The organism is Exilibacterium tricleocarpae (assembly GCF_007004655.1).
Taxonomy (GTDB): Bacteria; Pseudomonadota; Gammaproteobacteria; order Pseudomonadales; family Cellvibrionaceae; genus Exilibacterium; species Exilibacterium tricleocarpae.
In genome coordinates this window covers 63,771-83,303 of the sequence record NZ_ML660111.1, presented here as the reverse complement: position 1 = coordinate 83,303, position 19,533 = coordinate 63,771, and the positions used below count along the sequence as shown (strand labels likewise).

The following is a 19,533-nucleotide window of genomic DNA, read 5'->3' as shown; positions in this document are numbered from 1 at the left end:
AGCATATTGCAGCAACCAGGCTGACAGGGCAAAAATCAAAACTACCGGGCAATAACCAGATGCTGGTCAGCCTCTATATTGTCGAGTCGGGTACTGCCGCCATCTGGCCACTGTACGGTAACAGTGTCAACCTGAGTGGCCGCCCCCAAACCAAAGTGGACCCGGGCCGGGTTTTGCGAGGTGTAATTATTGCTGCGGCGCATTTCCCTGGTCTGGACTCTGCCGGCCGCCTCGACGCTGATCCTGGCCCCGACGCCCTCAGTGTTCGGCGCAGTACCGTCAAGCCGGATATTGATAAAGTGGTTATCGAGGTTGAGTTGATTATCGTAGAAACGCAACCGCTGTCGGTTGTTGGCCACCAGGATATCGATATCACCATCGGCATCCATATCGGCGCAGACCAGGCCGCGGCCCTGGTCCATATCACTGATCCCCGCCTCGCCGCCGACACTGGCGAAAGTGCCGTCACCGCGCGCTAAAAACAGCTTCGAGCGGGTGCGCTCGTACTGCGGCCAACTGGTCTGCACCCAGCCGTTGACGTGAAAGATATCCAGATGACCATCGTTGTTAAAATCGGCAAAGCAACTGCCCCACCCCCAGTCGCCACGCAAGACGCCGGCAGTGCCGGTAACATCGGTAAAATTACCTGCACCGTCGTTGTTGTACAGGCGGTTACCCGAACTCCGTGCAACACCGAAAGCGCCTGCAGGGGGCTCGATATAAGAGATGGCACTGACAAACCAATCCAGATCGCCGTCATTGTCATAGTCGCCCACGGCCGCACCCATACCGTTTTTGTCGCTTATCTGCGCGGTGGTTATGTCGACAAAAGTAGTGCCGCCGTCATTGCGCAACACTTTACTGGTGCCGAAGTCCGACGCCAGCAATATATCCTGGTCGCCGTCGCTGTCCATATCGGTAAAGTTTGGCGTAAAGGAATAGTCAACCAGTTCAGCACGGTAGATGGCCGACAAACCGCTGCTGTCGCTCAGGTCCGTAAACTGAAAGGGCTGGGTGGCGGAAAGATTGCGCCATAAATGCGTCGAGCTGTCCGCATCGCCCACGTCGTTGCCCCAGTGAGTCACAAACAAATCGAGCAGGCCGTCGTTGTCGATATCGCCAAACGCCGCCGATACCTGGTTACTGGCGCTAAAGCCGAGCCCGGAGGCGGCAGTGACTTCGGTAAAGGTGCCGTCACGATTGTTTTGAAACAAATGTGCCGGATCGCCATCGATCGCACCGACAAATAAATCCACAAAGCCGTCGCCATCGATATCAGCAAACGCCGGACCGGAACCTTTTTCACCGGCAATGGCAACACCGGCAGCGTCCCCTATATCGACAAAGGTGGTATCGCCCTGGTTTTGAAACAAGCGGTTGGCACCGGCACTGCCGCTGACGAAATAGATATCGAGATCGCCGTCATTATCGTAGTCGCTGACGGCAATACCGCTGGAGAAAAGCATCGGCATGGAGGCGCCGGGCCCGGCAAAGCCGTGGCTGGCATCCAGTCCCGCGCTGGTGGTGGCATCGTTAAACCTGAAACCGATACCGGCGCTGGCGCCGGGACTTGAAATATCAGGGTTATCGCCACCGCCGGAACCATCGCCACAAGCGGACACCAAAGTCGCGCCTAGGCACAGGTAAGCTAAATTCTTCACAATCGATCTCCCCTTCACAGCCAAGATTACCCTAATCTTTACAATCGACTCTCCCCGCGACCACCGCCAACAATAGCACTCAGCCTACTTCTGGTACTTAAGAGAATTTGCACCAATTTAAAAACACTCTCCCCATTCCTGCTGATTTTGATTAGGAATACCGGGGGTAGGTCTGCCTCTGGTCGGGGCTTTCAGAAACTCTCGACAGCAGGGATGCTGTCGGGAAGTCCCCAGGGACGGGTTCACGACGTGTTTCTGAAAGCCCCGACCAGAGGCAGGCCGGTCAATTGGCACATGTTCGCTTAGGTAAGTGCCATTTGCGGCCGGCCTGATTTTCACAATCAACTTCCCCGCGGCCGCGGCGATTTAAAAGACCGCAGAGAAACGCAAGCCGTAGGTACGCGGGTTATTTAAAAAGCGAATATTGACGTCCCGGTTGATAAACGCTTTGCCGGAGTAAGCCTCTTCAGTAATGTTATTGACATAGCCGTCGAGACGGAACTGGCCGTCGGTGCCGAAGTCCAGCCCGGCAGCGAGGTTAAACTGGGCAAACGCATCCACCTCGTCGAGGAAAAAGTTACCGTTGGCATCGCCGTTGCCACCGCTGGCGGTGGGCGAGCTGTTATTAGGTACCATTTCCACTAAGGGCACACGCTCGCCGATCCCATCACCGTCGGCATCGGCATAACCTTTGCCGTTATAGGGACTCAGGAAATATTCACTGCGGTAGTTCATACTGAGCGTCCAGTCGAACGACTGTAGACTGCCCCAGTTCAGCTCGATGGTTTGTGAGACCGCCAGATTTAACGTGACTTCCGACAGGTAAGGCAACTGGTTGCCGTCGAGCGGCACCAGCACCGGGTTGCTGAAGCGCGAGTCGCCGGTCACGGCATCCTCGTAAGTGCCGTCGGCCAGCAGCAGGTTACCTTTTAAATCGACCCCATAGGGAAGCGCCCATAAACTTTCGACTTCAAGCCCCAGCACTTCGGCATCGCCGACGTTGTCAACAAATACCTTACTGGTGGTGTCCTCTTCACCGTCGCCGTCGGAATCGCGATTGAGGCCGACGTTGATCAGGCTCTGCAAGGTTTTATCTTTAAAGTCATAGTAAAACAAGGCGGCATTCAATCGCAGCGCCGTAGTACCGAGATCGAACTCGTTTTTCGAACCGACCTCATAAGCGGTCAGCTCCTCTTCGCCCCACTCGCGATTGACCTGCTCGCCGTCGGGCGTAATGATCGGATCATTGACACCGCCGGAGCGGGTACCGGTGGAGACCTGCGCGTACAAAAGCTGGGTGTCGGACAAGTCGTACTCGACGCCGAGACGCCAGTCGACGAAGCTGGCGCTGTACTCATTGGACTCCCGCACACTGCGGTTGGTATCGGTGTAGAAATCTGAGGTGATATGCACATCGACCTGGTCGCCGAACTGTGCCAGAAACTCATCCACATTGTCGCCGTTGCCGAAGCGGTCGATACCGCCGAGGAAAAATTCGAGGTTGTAGGGATCGCCGCCACAGCCGGGTGCAAACCAGTCGCCGTTGGGACAGACATCGGTCGGCAGCGGCTGGCTGCGCCCCCCGGGCGGCGCCAGTGCGAAACCGTTGCCGCCCATAATCAAACCGGTGGTGGCCGGATCGGTGGCGCGATTAATGGGCCGGCCCGTAAATGCCTCGATCGCCTCGCCGGGCGCAATCAGGAGATATTTTAAATTAGTGCGCACCTGCGTCTTGGTGTCGTCGGTCCAGCGCACGCCGAAGTTGACGCGGGTGGCGTCGGAGATATTCAAAGTGCCGTCGAAATAAACCGCCATCGATTCCACTTCAGAACCATCATTGCGATTTTCACCGCCGAGGCCATCCTGGAACGCACAGATAGTGTCATCGGGGAGCGGCGGATCGATCCAACTGACATCATTGCCGCCACAGGGCACGGCAAAACCCAGACCGTCGTTGACATTCCAGGAGACATTGTCGAACTCCTCCTGCATATAAAACACGCCGGTGGACCAGCGCAGGAAGGAATCCTCACCCCCGAAAAAGCGCAGTTCGTGCACCTGACTGGTGGACTCTTCGTTCTGGCGAAACGCGTCGCGGGCATTGAGCAGGTCGGGGAACAGATTGGTGCGGTTATCAGGGTAGGAGGGCGGATTGGCAAAGAACTCTACAAAATTTGCCTCTCTGTCGGTACCGGGAAACACATGCCCCATCTGGAAGATACGGCCGCCGTTGCGGTTGTCGAATTCGTAGTCCCGCACCGATCCGCTGTACTCGACGGCAAAGGTTTCAAACTGATACTGGACTGTCAGGGATACGCCGGTTTGGTCACTTTCCTGTTCACCTTCGGCCAGAAAGTACTGGTTCCAGGGATCATCCAGGTCGTCCATATCGAAGCCGGCCGCCAGCGCCCGCCCCGAAAACGCGCCGGGCTGGCCGGTGCCGTCACTTTCGGAGGCATCGATAATCAGATTCACCGTCAGGGCATCGGTGGCTTCCCACAACGCCGAAATACGCCAGGCCTGATCGTCAACGGAGCCCGGCGCCTCAATACCCGAGCCGTATTCATTGGTCAGGTAAGAGTCGTGCTGTTCACTGAAAAACGCGCCGCGCACGGCAAAGTTATCGGTCACGGGCACATTGAACACCACCTCGGCGGTATTGCTGTCGAAGTCGCCGGTGCCCACTGCCAGCTTGCCGGAAAATTCATCGAGTTCGGGCCGGTTGGAGATAATATTGATGGAGCCGCCGGTGGCATTGCGCCCGCGCACGGTGCCCTGGGGCCCCTTGTGCACTTCCACCCGACTGACATCGAAAAACATCGGGCCAATGCTACGCGGACGCGGCAAATAAACACCGTTATAGTGAGTGGCGACAGAAGGATCGGAAGAAAAGTCACTATCGGAGGAACCGATACCGCGCAGGTAAACTTCCACCTTGCCTTCCTGCTTCGCAATGTTCAAACCCGAAACCGCATTTTGCAGGTTCTTGAAGTCATTGTTGACGCCGAGGTTCCTGAGATCGTTGGCGCTGAATTGCTCCACTGTGGCAGAGACGTCCTGAATACGCATTTCCCGGCGTTCGGTGGTGACGATAATTTCCTCCAGCATCTCGATGGAGGGCTCCTGGGCCGTCACACTGGCACTTAAAGCCACTGCCGTAACGGCGAGGGAAAGCAGGCGGGGTGTAAACGGCGACTGGTACCCGCGGGCGGCCACGGGGCACTGGTGGTGGTTCGCGCTCATGACGATCTCTCCATCTGTGTAAGTCTTGAGGTGTTCGCTATCGGGGATTAGATACTTTTATCGGTCTTGGTCTTACGACTGATCCTACGCATTGGGGGCCGGGGAGATCAATACGGCTACAATCGTATGCATGACGATTGGCGCGTGTGAACACTATGAATACGTATGCACAGCGCCAAGGCGTTCACCCGTTGGCGCTTCAACAAGAATATATTTTCACTTCGGTGGCACTTAGGTTTCGATCAGGGGGGGCGCCTAGCCCACAGCCCTTCGGGACCTTCGCCAGCAGGGATGCTGGCGTAGAGCCTACAGGGATGTATGTATCGGGGGGACGCCTAGTCCGTGTCCCGAAGGGCTGTGGGCTAGGCGCCCCCCCTGATCGAGACCGGGTTAGCTAAGGAAACCAAAACCCGTTTTAGGTGAAGACATTTATTGGTCAAAGCACTAGTTCACCCCCAGCTTGAGGGGTTTGCCGTCCCAGGCGAACTTCAACAACAGCCGGCCGGCTTCAGTATCGTGGTAGGCGGCGGTTGGGGTGGATTCAAGCGCCGCGGCGGAAGCGGCAAAGGGCAGCGTTTTATCGCCGAGAAAGGCGCGCTGCACCGGCGCATGCCAGTTGTGGACCGTCAACATCATTGCGCGCACTTCAGGCATACCGGGGTAGCCGCCGCTGGTTCTGCCGAGCGTGAATTCAATACTGTCGCGTCGCTGGCGAGCCGCGAAGTCGATAATTTCAAACAGGCCTTTCTCAATAGCGCCATGGGTTTTGCCATCATCTTCGTACATCATTGCCTGCGCTTCCGGTACCGAGCTGTGGGCATAGTAATGCAGCGCCAGGCGCTGGCTCGAGTAGTCCCGGGTGGTGGCGATAGCGTCAATCATGGGCACAAAAGCGCCGGCGCGCACCAGCACCGGAATGGTTTGCAGACTAACCGGTACATCTACCTCGCCACCACCCTGGTAGGATGCGCCGGTCCAGTAATCAAACCAGACGCCGGCGGGCAGGCGCACGGCAACGCTGTCGAGATTCGGGTCCACCACCGGCGCCACCAGGAAAGCGTCGCCCCATAAAAACGCGTCTTTGTAATCCATCAGTTCGGGATCGGACTCGTCCTCGAAAAACAGCGGCCGCATCAGCGGCAGCCCGGTGGTGGCGTTGTGGTAGGCGAGCGTGTAGTTGTAGGGTAGCAACCGATAGCGCAGCTTGACGTACTCGCGCAGAATGTCGCGGGTTTCCCGGTCGTGAAAGACCGGTTCGGGTGCGATATTGTCCTGGGCATGGGGGCGGTAGATCGGTTGAAACACACCGTACTGTAGCCAGCGAATATACATCTCCTTATCGAAGGTCTCCCCGCCGGCAAAGCCGCCCAGGTCGGAGTGTATATAGCCGAGCCCCAGCAGTCCCATCTGCAACGCAAGTTCCACCTGGGGCTTGAGTCCGTCCCAGGAGCGGCTCACATCGCCGGTCCAGGGAACCATGCCGTAGCGCTGCGAACCGGCAAAGCCCGAGCGCATCATAATAAACGGACGCTTGTCGGGATAGGCCTGCCGGTGTCGGGTAAACAACAGCTCGGCCCAGCGGTGGCCGTAAGCGTTGTGTATTTCCTCGGCGGTGCCGGCGGCGTGCAAGGTATCCGGCGGATGCACTTCGGGCTCGCCCAGGTCGCCCCACCAGCCCTCAACCCCCTGTTCCATCAAACCGCGATAGATACTCCAGAACCAGTCGCCGGCCTTTGGATCGAAGACGTCAATCAGGCCGGTATTGCCGAAGTAGAAGTCGAACCGCTTCGGCTTGCCGCCGGGATTGAGCGCCAGCGCATTTGCCGCCACCGCCTCCTCCCAACGCTTTGAGGTGGTCAGTACAAACGGCTCGGTGATCAGGATGGTATTGACACCGCGCCGCTTAAAATCCGCGATCATTTTTTGCGGCGTGGGGAAGGCTTTCTTATCCCAGGCCAGGTTTCCCATATGTCCCTTGATATCGGGACCAAACCAATAGAGATCGAAAATAATGGCGTCCAGCGGAAAGTCTTCGTCGGCAAACTTTTGCACCGTGGCCCGCGCCTGCGCTTCACTGCGATAGCCAAACCTGGAGGCATAGTTGCCGAACGCCCAGCGCGGCGGCAGCGGCTGCTTGCCGGTAACCGAGACGTAGTTTTCGATCAGTTCGGGATAGGTATCACCGGCGACAACAATATAGGAGGTTCTGCCGCCAACCGCCTCAAACTGTAAAACATCGGCTTCGGATTTTCCAAGGTCCATAAAACCGCGGGCGGCGTTGTCGAACAGGAGAATGTATTTTTTACTCGACATCACCGCCGGCAGCCCGAAATACATCTGCTTGGCTTCAGTGGTATAGCCGTAGGCGCCCTGGTTATACAAAGGCAACCGGTGACCCCGGCGATCCATACCCAATACCCGCTGGCCGCCGCCGAGCAGCTTTTCATTAGCGCCTAAACTGAAGCGAAAACCGCGGATGGTATCCTTGGCAAAAAAGCCCGTTTCTTCCGCTAGCAGCCGCTCGCGATCTTTGTAGAAACTGATAGTAAACGGTCGCTTGCGAATCACCGCCCGCAGTTCGGGGGTGGCGTACTCGAGCACAGCGCCGCGGTCGCGCACGGCGCCGGCCGTTTTTACCGCCGTATCCGCGATTGCATAGGACGGCAACTGCCTGAGATGATCCCGCTCGTAAAAAACCGCCATGGCCTCGGCGCCATAGGCCGTCAGGGTCACCCGGCCATCAGTGGTGCTGATAACCAGGGAGCGATCGTGCAGGCGGTGGCCGGTGTAGGTGCTGTCCTGGCCGTAAACTTCAAACGCCAGTAATAACAGCAGACTGCAGTAGACTAAAATAGACTGTCGATGGAACAGGGGCAAGGTGTCCTCCTAATTCGCGGGTTGTAAGATCGTCTAGTTACCCATAAATAGTTTTTTAAAGCACCGTTCCACTAATAAGACCGGGGCGCTCGAGGTTGGGTAGCGCTTTCCCAGACTCGGACTAGGTGCCCCCCCTTAGCCCCCGCAAGCGGTTCCAGCCTGAAATCATAGATTTCTGGCGTTCCGCGGGGCGAAGCAGTGCTTCGCTGTTTCCTGCTCCATCCCTGGGGGCTCGAGCGCGGCATCCCTGCCGCGCACGGTCCGGGAAAGCGCTACCCAACCTCGAGCTTCATATTTACCGTTGTACTGCTTGTCTAGCTTTTTAAAAAGTGATTAAAAAAACGAAAGGTAATGATGAAGAACCAACTGAGGAAGAAGCCTGCTGAGACCGTGCGCGGCAGGGATGCCGCGCTCGAGCCCCCAGGGAGGGGTTTACGGCGTGTCTCAGCAGGCTTCTTCCTCTGTTGGTTCGCCACGATCTTTAACAAAACTGCAATCCAATAAACACTCTTTACGGGCAACCAATTTTTGCAAATTTCAGCTACGGCAACGCTTTAAAACGCACCGCCGCGCCACCGCTGGTGGCCAACGGCAGCACCAGGGTGTCACCGTGCTGCACCGATTTTTCCTCGATCACCATATCGTAGGGGTTGGTGAGCCAATCGGCTTTATCACCGTCGCGGTATATCTGCGCGGTGTAGGCCTGCCCGGGCGCCAGAAAATCGAGGCGCAGGGTCAGGCGGCGCGCCTGCTCATCGGTAAGCGCGCCCAGATACCAGTCGGGGCCGCCGCGTTCCTGCCGGGCAAAGGCCACATAGTCTCCCACCTCGCCGGCCAGGGCTTTGCTCTGTTCCCAGTCAGCGGGCACGTCCCGAATAAACTGAAAGGCATCGGGCCGGGCGCTATAATTTTTCGGAAAATCCGCCGCCATTTGAATCGGGCTGTAGAGCACCACGTAGAGCGCTAATTGTTTGGCCAAGGTGGTTTTGACACGATTCTCGGCATCCAGTCCATCCCAGGCCAGATCGAAAATACCGGGAGTAAAATCCATCGGACCCGACAGCATACGCGTGTAGGGCAGGATAGCGGTATGTTCAGGCGGATTGGGCGGCGAACCCCAGGCATTGAATTCCTGACCCCGCGCGCCCTCGCGGGTAATCCAGTTGGGATAGGTGCGGCGCAGGCCGGTATCCTTGACCGGCTCGTGGGTGTTGATGCTGATACGGCGTTTGGCCGCCTCGATAACCGAATGCAGGTATTCGCCCACCATAAACTGGCCGTCGTGCCACTCGTAGCGGGGATAGCCTTGCTTGTCGATACGCTTGATACCGCCGCCGTCGGCGACATAGCCGGTTTTGATCTGGGTGACACCGTGCTTTTCGTACAGATCGTAGGCCGCGTCCATCTGCCGGCGATAGTTGGTGACGCTGCCGGAGGTTTCGTGGTGACCGATCAACCGTACCCCTTTAGCTTTGCCGTAGGCCGCCACGGCGGGCAGGTCGAAGTCCGGATAGGATTCGGTAAAGCTGAAGACATCGCCGTTGTGAAACCAACTGCCGTCCCAGCCGATATTCCAACCTTCCACCAATACGCCGTCAAAACCATAGGCGGCGGCAAAGTCCATAAACCGTTTTGTTTCGGCAGTGGTGGCGCCGTGCTTGTCTCCCGACTCCCAGGTATTGGCACCGACGTGCATGCCCCACCAAATGCCCACATACTTGCCGGGTTTGACCCAGGACACGTCACCGAGTTTGTTGGGCTCATTCAAGTTCAAAATCAGATCGGAATTGAGCAGCCCAACCGCATCGGCGGAAATCTGCAGGGTACGCCAGGGGGATTTGAACGGTGTGCGGGTTTTGACCCGCACACCATCGGACCAGGGTACCAGGTCCGCTTTCAACCAACCAGGGCGGCGCTGGTCGAGAGTCATTGCCGCATAATCGACCAGGGCGGCTTCGTGAATACTGATATGGGTGCCGCCGGGAAGCTTGAGGGTAAACGGCGTGTGGGCCCGCTCCACCGCATTCAACGCGGTGGTGTTGTAGATATATTCGTAACGGTTCCAGCCGCGGGCGGGAATCCACCAGGCGGTGGTTTGCTCCGCATCCGAAAACGAAAATTCGGTGATCTCATCGACAATATCGACCTGCTTCATACCCCGCTGTTTCGCCACTTCATAGCGAAAACCCAGGCCGTCATCGAACACGCGAAAGCGGACGCTAAAGGTGTGTTTGGATTTGCCGTCGCGACTGAAGTCCACCCGCAATTCATTGTGGTGGTCGCGCACATATTTGCGCTCGCCCCAGGGCTGGGACCAGGTTTCATCACGACTGGCGCGGCTACTGCCGCTGACGCTAAACCCCTCGCCAAAGGTTGGAGCCTTTTTAAAACGCAGGCCCAGTTTAGAGGGTGACAGCACCCGCTTGCCGCGAAACTCTACAGCGTAGGCCGGCGCGCCATCTTGCATCAGGATCGAAACGACGATTTCCCCGTTGGGCGAGGCGACCTTTAGTGCATCAGCCAGCGTGGTGCCGGCGGCAAAAAACGTCAGGCACAACAGTAGACTTATGGTTTTCATACGGATCACTCCTAAGGATGAACCCTCATTATCATTAAAATTCTATCGAGTGAGAAGTCCGGTGGCTGACGCCGCCGCACCGATGGGTGCGGTTCACCCTGATTCATTTGTTCTTTCTTGTCCAGTTGTTCCTTTGTTTCATGATTTCATTGTTCACGTGTCTTCTTGTTCCTTTGTTTCACTATTTCACTGTTCGCGTGTCTTTTTGTTTCATTTTTTTATTATTTGCTTGTTTCTCTGTTTCACTCTTCCCTTGGCACATCGTTCCCATGCACCCTTGTTTTACTGCAATCTTTTCACGCCTGCGGTCCATAGCTAAGTTATGCGGAAAGCTGCTCCCGGTGAGGTTTGAAATTCAGGGCGCAGCGGCGAATAAACTCATGAATATCAGCGGTTTTGTATTTGTTGGCCAGGGCGTTGCCGGGTTTCAACTGCGCCTGCGTGGGATAAATGCCGTAGCCGGCCAGCAGGCAGTTCCACGAGACATTGGGGAAGTAAATATCGAGCTTTTGTCGCTGCAGTTCATCAGTGATATTTTGACCGGAAACCCAGGCGTGCAATATCGAACGCAGCGAAGCGGAGACCTTCTCGTTGCGCGCGTTTTCAAGCCAGTAGTCGGTATCGGTACGGGAATTCACCCGGTAGTGGCAGACAATGTAGTCGCGCACCGCCTCAAAACGGCTGCTAATACGCCGGTTGTAGTCATCGCGATGGGTATCGGTAAAGCCGCCTTTTTCAAAGGCTTCGATAAAGCGTGCCACTGTCTCCTGCACCATATCCAATGCGGTGGCTTCCAGCGGCTCGACAAAGCCCTGGGATAAACCGACCGCCAGGCAGTTTTTTGCCCAGTGTTGTTCCACCCGCCCCACTTTCATTTTCAAATGGCGCGCCTGTACATCCGCTTCGAGCAGCCCCAAGTGTGCGCGCAATTCCGTTTCCGCATGGTCCGCATCGCAGAACGACGAGCTGTAGACATAGCCGTTGCCGATACGACTGGTCAACGGGATCGCCCAGGCCCAGCCGTATTTCAACGCCGTGGAAACAGTCTGGCAGGCGATCTCGGGACGCTGTTCGGTTTGCAGCACTACCGCCGCATCGTTGAACAGGTTCTCTGCGTAACTTCTGAACGGCACCTTCAGCGCCTGCTGGATAAGTTGAGCGCGAAAACCCGTACAGTCGACATAGAGATCGGCCCGGATAGTCTCGCCCTGCTCGGTGTGCAGGCCGGCGATATTGCCCTGCTCATCCAGCGCTACGTCCACCACTTTGGCCTGCCGGTATTTGACACCTTTGGTGGCGGCCTTGCGGCCCAGGAATTTGCCCAGCAACGCCGAATCAAAATGATAGCCGTAATTGATTTCGAACGGAAAGTGCTCCGGCACCACCGGCGCCAGTTTGTGCTCGGCCAAGTGGGAGGCCAGGAAAAAGTGATCGGGGTGTCCTTCCAGATCGATGCCTTTACGACGCAGAAAGCTGTTGTGAAAAAACGCCGGCGCGGTAAATTCATCGGGCTGGGCAAGGAAGGGATGAAAATAGCGGCTAAAGCCGGGTTTAGTGGACCAGTTTTTGAAGCTGATACCCACTTTGTAGGTGGCGTTACAATCGGCCATCCACTCGGATTCCTGCGCGCCGATCGTGTCCATAAATCCCTTGAGTGGTGGAGTGGAACCCTCCCCCACGCCGATAATGCCGATATCGGGCGCCTCTATCAGGGTGATGTCGAAATCCAGGTGCGCCCACTTGGTGGCCATAAGATTGGCCGCCATCCAACCGGCGGTGCCGCCGCCTAAAATGACTATCCGCTGCTTGGGATGCATGGTGTGTCTCCGCTGATTGCCTGTGGCTTAAAAGAAAACCGCCCGCAAGCGAAGTGTTGCGAGCGGTTTATACCGGTAACGTTTACCACTAACCCCCCGGGCAGCAGCGCCCGGGGCGAACTTCAACCGACGGCTAGTACTTGTAGTTTAACCCCACATAGAACTGGCGGCCAAACTCCCGGTACTCGCCCAACACCGAGCCGTTACCGAAGGAGGAGATATTCGGTTCGTCGGTCAGGTTGTTGACCTGGAAGACCATATCAAAGCCGTTGTCGAAGGAGTAGGACGCCTGGGCATCCATCGTAGTGTACTCCTTGGCGAAGATCGGGGTCGAACTGCCGGGTACCGCCATATTCAATACATATTCATCGCGGTAACGCACGTTGAAATGGGTACTGAAGTTGCCGATATCCCAAAACAGCGTGGTGCTCCAGACATTTTCCGACAAGCCGGGCAAGGGCAGCGTTTCGCCGGAGAACAGGCCACCGCCGGATACTTCCGTTTCACTTTCGGTATAAGAATAACTGGCGGTCAAACCGAGACCGGCGAAGATACCGGGCAGGTTGCTGAACGTTTTGGTGGTCGCCAGTTCGATACCGCGGATATAACCGCCGTCTTCACTGTTGACCTTGGTCTGGTACTCACCCTGGCTAAAGCCGTCTGGAACGTTAATACCGGGCCATTCGTCGTCGGGTCCGAAGTTGGCGTCTTCCACCAGTGTCTCGATATCTTTCCAGAACACCGCCACCGTGGCCGCACCGCCGTCGTCGAAGTAGTGCTCGTAAGACACTTCAGCCTGGGTGGCGCGGAAAGGATCGAGGAAAGGGGAACCTTTGGACCACACATTGTAAATATCACCGTCGTTGCCTGACACCCAGGAGCCGGCGCCGCCCTTAAGCTGACCGACCGGCGGGCGGCCCAGCACCTTGGCGGCGGCAAAGCGGATTTGATCCTGCTCGCTAAGTTCGAAGTTGAGGTTGATCGACGGCAGGGTATCGGTGTACTCGGGGCCGTAGCTTACATAGTCGTAGTTGGTGCGGGTAACGCCGGCATCATCGGTAATCGGCACGCCGAGACCATTGCCGTCCTCGTCAAAACCAACGTTCTGTACGCCGCTTGCCTTGACGTCGGTTTCCACCACCCGCACGCCGAAGTTGCCCGTCACCGGGATACCGGCGATTTCGGTGTCGATATTAGCCATCAGGTAGTAGGCAAACACGTCCTCATCGAGGGCACCGGACTCAACAAATGTCCAGTCACGGCTGAATACCTGCTGCCCCTCAAAGTTGCCGGGGCCGAAAACAGCATTGGCCAGAGCATCCAGGTCGGCAACCAGATGGTCCGGTGCACCCTGCACGGACCCGACGCTGACAAAGCCGTTTAGTGCTTGCGGCACACAGTCGATTTGAGACAGATTGTCGGCACAGTACTGATCCCAGCGGCCGTCGGCGCCGACGACGTTAAACTGACCGTCGCGGGCACCGTAAAGGAAGGTGCCGCGGCGCGAGTCAAAAGTACGCTCTGAATAACGTACCCCCATCTCGATAGAGGAGACAAAGTTCCACTCTACATCCAGCGCAAAATCAACCTGGTAGCTGTCTATTTCGTCGGTGTAAGTATGGGGGTATTCCTCGTAACGAGATAACCGCATCCGGTTCAGGTCGGTGAAATCGGTGTTAAAAGTGGCCGTGGGAATCTCGTCGCCGTTCATGCGGTAGGTAAAAGTCTGACCGCTCAGCTCCTGATAGATTTCGCGCTCGTCAGGGTTGCCGTCCTCATCCAGCGCCGTAGCGGTGCCGCCAAATTCATAGGCATGCATGGAGGCGAGGCGATCCTTGCGGGTTTTAGTGCCTTCACTGCGGGCAATATCGAACGTCAGTGAAGCCCGGTCGCTGAGCTGCCATTGCACATTGAGGCCGTAGCTGTCTGAGTCGGCTTGAGTAGACTGGTCTTCAGAGCGTGTTTCAAACCAGGGGAATGAATCGTTGCGACTCTTGGGGTCGTTGATGGCAATGGTCGCGCCGGTTACCGCGCCGCCGCTGATCGTCGGATTGAGGATCTCATAGAACGCCGGGTCCACAGCGTCCTGCATGCCGCTGACAGTAATGCCGTGGCGGAAGTCTTCCGACTCAAATTCCGATTTGAAGTAGTCGAACTGGGCCTTGATGGTATCGTTGGGCTGGAAAACCACGGTGGCCAGATAGCCGTCGCGCGTATCGTTGCCGGTACCGGCCTGAAACTGGAACGACTGAGCGCGGTCTTCCGCAACACCGTCACCGTTGATGTCGGCATTGGTGTAGCCGTTTTTCGAGTCGGCACCGGCCCGCGCGCCCTCGAAGTTGTTGGGCTGCACCAGGCGGGAGTAGCCCACACCGACACCCAGCATACCGTCCAGGAATTTACCCTGGTAGGAGAAGCTCAGGCGCTCACCGGTGTCGTCTGCGCCCACATCATCGGCCGCATCGTTGTAGGAGTAGCGGGCATTGGCGGCAAAGTTATGGTCTTTCTCGGCTTCCAGCGGGTTGGCCGTTTTCAACTCGACAGTAGCGGCAACACCGCCTTCGAGATGGGAAGCCTTGGGCGATTTATAGACCGCCGCCTGGGTGATCAGCTCGGCCGGGTACTGGTCAAAGGCCATCCAGCGGGTGCTCTCGGTATAGCCGCTGGTGGAAGCCTGCTCGCGACCATTGAGGGTGGTCTGGATAAAGTCACCGTTCATGCCGCGGATATTCAACTGGGAGGACTGCCCGGAATCGCGCACGGTGGTAACACCGGGTATACGTCCCAGGGCATCGGCGATGGACTGGTCGGGCAACGATGCCAGAGCACCGGCATCGACCAGATCGGCGATAGTATCCGCCCTGCGCTTGGCCTGCACGGAGTCGAGGATACTGCTGCGCAGGCCGTAAACCGTGACTTCCTCGATCAGGTCGGCCGACATGGCGTCATCGGCCTCTGAGGCCGATTCCTGGGCATTCACACCCAGAGCCGCCACCACCAGGGAGACGCTGGTCGCAAGCCTGGTGCGACGAAACAGCCTGTTTGCATTCATCTTCATGTCTCAATCTCTCCGCTATTTTTATGTATTGAATTAGTTGTTTTAATTCAGGATCGATAATACGGCCAGGGATTGAACAGTGACAATAGACTACATACGTATGCATAGTCGCAGCGGCTATACATACGTATGCATAATAGATATGCTTTTCTGGCGGAAACTGGCCTGGCGGGAGGGGTGATGCTATTTGACCTGACAGTTTTTGGCTTGATGCTTGTGAGATGGCGATATCTTTGTGCCACAGTGGAAGGCATGGAGTGAAAGTAGTGACTAACTTCGTGTGCATTGGCATCTGATAAATATCATGATGGCGATATTTCAATGGAGATTGACCGCAAACATATGCCGGGAGCTGACGCTGTAGATAGCTTGGCGTTCTAAACTTCTTGCCTGCCACACCACGGCCCGACGGGGATGCGCGCTCCCGATCGGTCGCAAGCTTGCCTGTCGCCCCGGCGGCTGCGGAACTCAACCATTTTTGCTGCGCAAAAATTGGGATTCAAACAGTCCTCGCCTAAAAACGCCGGGGCGACAGGCAAGCTTAAACGCGCCCTGACTGATCGGGAGCGCGCATCCCCGTCGGGCCTTACCTACAGTGCACTTTTCATGTATCGAGAAATCTCTGACAGGTAGTCAGAAAAAATTTCGCTGCTATGAAAATTTTTTCTTTAATTCTATAATCTCATAAGCTAGCGACAAGTAACATGCAATTAGATTTTTGTCGAAGTGCGGGGTTAGGCCCGGCAGCGACCCGGTAGCCATCTGCGCCCGATCAGGCCGTGTTTAAGCTTGTCAAGGTTGCCGGCGTTTTTAGGCGAGAACTGTCTGAGTCCCGATTTTTTTGCGAAGCAAAAAAATGGTCGAGTTCCGCAGCCGCCGGCAACCTTGACAAGCTTACGGCCGGGCGCAGATGGCTACCGGGTCGCTGCCGGGCCGGCGCTGTGGCACAATAACGGCTACTGCCCGCTTCCGATGTAAACCTCCCTTTAAAGTTTCTCGAAACCTATTTCTGACCCGGTCAGCCCCAAATCTAAGATCGACAACTAACCCCTATTCAACTCTTTCCTGAGCCTGGCAGCAGTATTATAAATAAACGCATCTGACCCGGTCGGATATGGAAAACCTTTAGGGCCGGCGAAAACCGCGCCTTTTTTCTCGCCCTTGACATGAATCAGTTCGTATTCCGACAACCAGACATTGATATGCTCGAGTAAATCCAATATCTCCTCCGGCATTTCAGTCAGGTGGTGGCTCTGGCTCATAATCAACTCTTTTGTTTTTATATGATTGGGATACCAGATATATTTTTCGATATAGTGCCTGTCATGCTCAGAGACATTTTGTTTGCCGTATCTCTCATAGCTCTTCGCGTTCATACGCACCAGTATTTCCATGGGCGCGTAAAAATACTGTAGCTGCTCTTTTTTCGTCGAGATATTCTCCCTGTATCTAGCTGTCAAAAGAGTACCGCCAACGCCCGCTATCGCCGCCACTACAGCCACTATGATTTCAGAATATACATCCATGGTTATACTCCACCTTGACTGCTTTATCGCTTTTTTTTGATCGCAGGGCCGATGTTCTCAATACCTTCCACCCATATTCCACCACCGTAACCGGCCGGCAAAACCGCCAGTTGGTCCGGTGTGTGAAAACCCGTAAACGTGCCTGCATCGCTATCCTTGTTCATCAGTACAACCGTCGTATTGACGGCGGTCATTCTGTCGATAAAGCGATTCGGCCAGCCCCAGATAAAGGCAGTATAGTTTGTCGGAATAAGCAATAGGGTGTTATCGCAACTTTGCGGTATATAGCCGGACCAGCCCAAAGCCATATAGCGATAGATGCAATCCTTCACCGATTCTTTACTGAATACGATTGACTCAGGCAGTAGATCTTTTATTTCTTGCAACTGCGCTTGTTTGCGACCGTAGGCCATAATCTTAGCATCCGGAAGTATACTTTTCTCCCCCAGATAGCGAACCAGGTAAGCTGGGAACTTGGGATTGCTGTTCTTTATATTCAACAGGAACTGCGCATCCGGAAAGGCTGTATACAACTCTGCCAAAGTCGGCATCATACCGACACCCTGCCCCCGAAAGGGAAAGGTTTTGCCACCGTCGTGGGTATAGCCAAAACCAATATCCAGGCTTTTGAGGTAAGCAAGCGTTTGCTTATGGGTAACTCCCGTACCGTCGGTGCGACAGTCCAGGGTGTGATCATGGAAAACAACAATTTCACCGTCGACCGTAGGCTTGATATCGACTTCGATCACATCGGCACCGAGCGCCAAGCTCTGCTCAACAGACGCAATGGTGTTTTCCAGATAGCCGTGCGTCGGCGGAAAAATGCGCGTTGCAGTGCAGTCCAGCTTACCCAGATCTTTCTTGCTGTAGGTCTGGTAAACCCCGCGGTGGGAGTAAAGTGTCGGCCCTCCGGTTTGTTGCGGCGCGAGCCAAGAGGCATTTAAAAAATATACCGCCACAACCACAGCTAACAGGATACCGACAAGGGCTTTTTTCATACCGGACAATGGCTTATGACTCCGTCGATTTTGTTGGTGGCCAGACACATTGCCGCAACGGCCAAGCTACCACGGCGGCCATAGATCGCAGGCCTCACTGCGGCCGGCAGTGACAAAACAGGTGCTGATATTTCTTCTGCATACCAGAAGCGGGGTCATTTGCAACCTCCCATAAAAAACGCCGGGTAAACCCCGGCGTTTTTTACACTTTCGATACTTCGGCGGAAGTGAAGCAAACGATTAATCCTCGTCGACTTCCTCTACCTCGACCTGCGGCCGATCAACCAGCTCCACATAGGCCATTGGCGCTTTGTCGCCACTGCGAAAGCCGCACTTCATAATACGCAGATAACCGCCGGGACGACTTTCGTAACGCGGCCCGATCTCGCTAAAGAGCTTTCCCACCGCTTCTTTGCTGCGCAGGCGGGCAAAAGCCAGGCGCCGGTTGGCGACACTGTCGCTCTTGGCCAGAGTAATCAGCGGCTCCGCATAGCGGCGCAGCTCCTTGGCTTTGGGCAGCGTTGTCTTGATCAATTCGTGCTCCACCAAAGACGCGGTCATGTTGCGAAACATGGCTTTGCGATGGGAGCTGTTTCGATTCAGTTGACGGCCACTATGACGATGACGCATGACTCTAAATCCTTCAAAATACTGATGAAAATCGACTATCAGTTTCCAGTCGCCAGTCTCTGGCAGACCTTTTTTTTAACGGCGGTCTGCCGGGCGCTGCAGGCTGTGAACTGACAGCTATTTATTAAGCACTAACTTTATCGTCGCTTCGCAAACTCGCCGGCGGCCAGTTTTCGAGACGCATACCCAACGACAGACCCCGTGAGGCGAGGATGTCTTTAATCTCGGTCAATGACTTCTTACCCAGATTCGGCGTCTTCAGCAACTCCACCTCGGTGCGTTGAATCAAATCACCGATATAGTAGATATTTTCGGCCTTCAAACAGTTGGCCGAGCGCACCGTCAGCTCCAAATCATCAACCGGACGCAGCAGCACCGGATCGATCTCTTCTTCTTTCTGCTCCGGCTCTGACTCTTTCTCACCTTCGAGGTCGACAAATACCGCCAATTGCTGTTGCAGAATAGTGGCGGCGCGACGAATCGCCTCCTCCGGGTCGATGGTGCCGTTGGTTTCCAGATCCAACACCAGTTTGTCGAGGTCAGTGCGCTGTTCAACACGGGCACTCTCTACGTTGTACGCGAGACGCTTGACCGGACTGAACGAGGCATCTAACTGCAGCCGACCGATGGCGCGGGTTTCTTCCTCATCGTTACGGCGGGCATCCGCCGGCTGATAGCCGCGGCCGCGCGCTACGCTCAGCTTCATGTTCAAATCCACATCACCGGTGATATTGGCGATAACATGCTGGGGATTCTTGATTTCCACATCGTGGTCAACCTGAATATCGCCCGCAGTCACCACGCCCGGTCCGCGTTTGCTGAGGTTTAACACGACCTGGTCTTTGCCGTGCATAACCACCGCCACACCTTTCAGATTCAGCAGGATTTCGATCACATCTTCCTGCACACCCTCAATGGCACTGTACTCGTGCAGCACGCCGTCGATCTCGGCTTCCACAATTGCACAACCCGGCATTGAGGACAGCAAAATACGGCGCAACGCATTGCCAAGGGTATGGCCAAAGCCTCGCTCCAGCGGCTCCAGCACCACTTTCGCATGGGACAGGCCGATCTCAGTAACGTCAATATGACGCGGGGTTAAAAATTCGTTTACAGCACTCTGCATAGCCACACCTGTTAGCGGT

10 protein-coding genes are annotated in these 19,533 nt (G+C 55.8%); all 10 read right to left on the bottom strand.

Going from position 1 to position 19,533, the window contains the following annotated elements; translation table 11 throughout:
* Nucleotides 1-41 precede the first annotated feature (41 nt).
* The 10 genes from FKG94_RS25825 to FKG94_RS25780 all read right to left on the bottom strand — a co-directional run bounded on the left by FKG94_RS25825 (nucleotide 42) and on the right by FKG94_RS25780 (nucleotide 19,514).
* The gene (locus tag FKG94_RS25825) at nucleotides 42-1,661 is read right to left on the bottom strand and encodes a CRTAC1 family protein (protein ID WP_142929839.1); all 1,620 of its coding nucleotides are present in this window, start codon (nucleotides 1,659-1,661) and stop codon (nucleotides 42-44) included.
* A gap of 366 nt (nucleotides 1,662-2,027) precedes the next feature.
* Nucleotides 2,028-4,904 carry a TonB-dependent receptor gene (locus tag FKG94_RS25820; protein ID WP_142929838.1) on the bottom strand — a complete coding sequence of 959 codons (2,877 nt, stop codon included), beginning with the start codon at nucleotides 4,902-4,904 and terminating at the stop codon, nucleotides 2,028-2,030.
* 444 nt (nucleotides 4,905-5,348) lie between these two features.
* Nucleotides 5,349-7,781 carry a glycoside hydrolase family 31 protein gene (locus FKG94_RS25815; RefSeq protein ID WP_246125405.1) on the bottom strand — a complete coding sequence of 811 codons (2,433 nt, stop codon included), beginning with the start codon at nucleotides 7,779-7,781 and terminating at the stop codon, nucleotides 5,349-5,351.
* Between the two features lie 541 nt (nucleotides 7,782-8,322).
* Nucleotides 8,323-10,359: a glycoside hydrolase family 97 protein gene (locus FKG94_RS25810; RefSeq protein WP_142929837.1), complete on the bottom strand. Its 2,037-nt coding sequence runs from the start codon at nucleotides 10,357-10,359 to the stop codon at nucleotides 8,323-8,325.
* Nucleotides 10,360-10,679: 320 nt separating this feature from the next.
* On the bottom strand, nucleotides 10,680-12,176 hold the full coding sequence (locus tag FKG94_RS25805) for a tryptophan halogenase family protein (RefSeq protein WP_142929836.1): 1,497 nt from the start codon (nucleotides 12,174-12,176) through the stop codon (nucleotides 10,680-10,682).
* A gap of 133 nt (nucleotides 12,177-12,309) precedes the next feature.
* On the bottom strand, nucleotides 12,310-15,234 hold the full coding sequence (locus FKG94_RS25800; RefSeq protein WP_246125404.1) for a TonB-dependent receptor: 2,925 nt from the start codon (nucleotides 15,232-15,234) through the stop codon (nucleotides 12,310-12,312).
* 1,043 nt (nucleotides 15,235-16,277) lie between these two features.
* Nucleotides 16,278-16,760 (bottom strand): hypothetical protein, encoded by a 483-nt coding sequence (locus FKG94_RS25795; protein ID WP_142929835.1) that lies wholly within the window; start codon nucleotides 16,758-16,760, stop codon nucleotides 16,278-16,280.
* 23 nt (nucleotides 16,761-16,783) lie between these two features.
* Entirely contained in the window at nucleotides 16,784-17,758 is a 975-nt protein-coding gene (locus FKG94_RS25790) for a glycerophosphodiester phosphodiesterase family protein (RefSeq protein WP_142929834.1), read from the bottom strand.
* A 240-nt stretch (nucleotides 17,759-17,998) separates the two neighbouring features.
* On the bottom strand, nucleotides 17,999-18,388 hold the full coding sequence (rplQ, locus tag FKG94_RS25785; RefSeq protein ID WP_142929833.1) for a 50S ribosomal protein L17: 390 nt from the start codon (nucleotides 18,386-18,388) through the stop codon (nucleotides 17,999-18,001).
* 124 nt (nucleotides 18,389-18,512) lie between these two features.
* Nucleotides 18,513-19,514, bottom strand: coding sequence for a DNA-directed RNA polymerase subunit alpha (locus FKG94_RS25780; RefSeq protein ID WP_142929832.1), 1,002 nt, complete (start codon nucleotides 19,512-19,514; stop codon nucleotides 18,513-18,515).
* Between the last annotated feature and the right edge of the window lie 19 nt (nucleotides 19,515-19,533).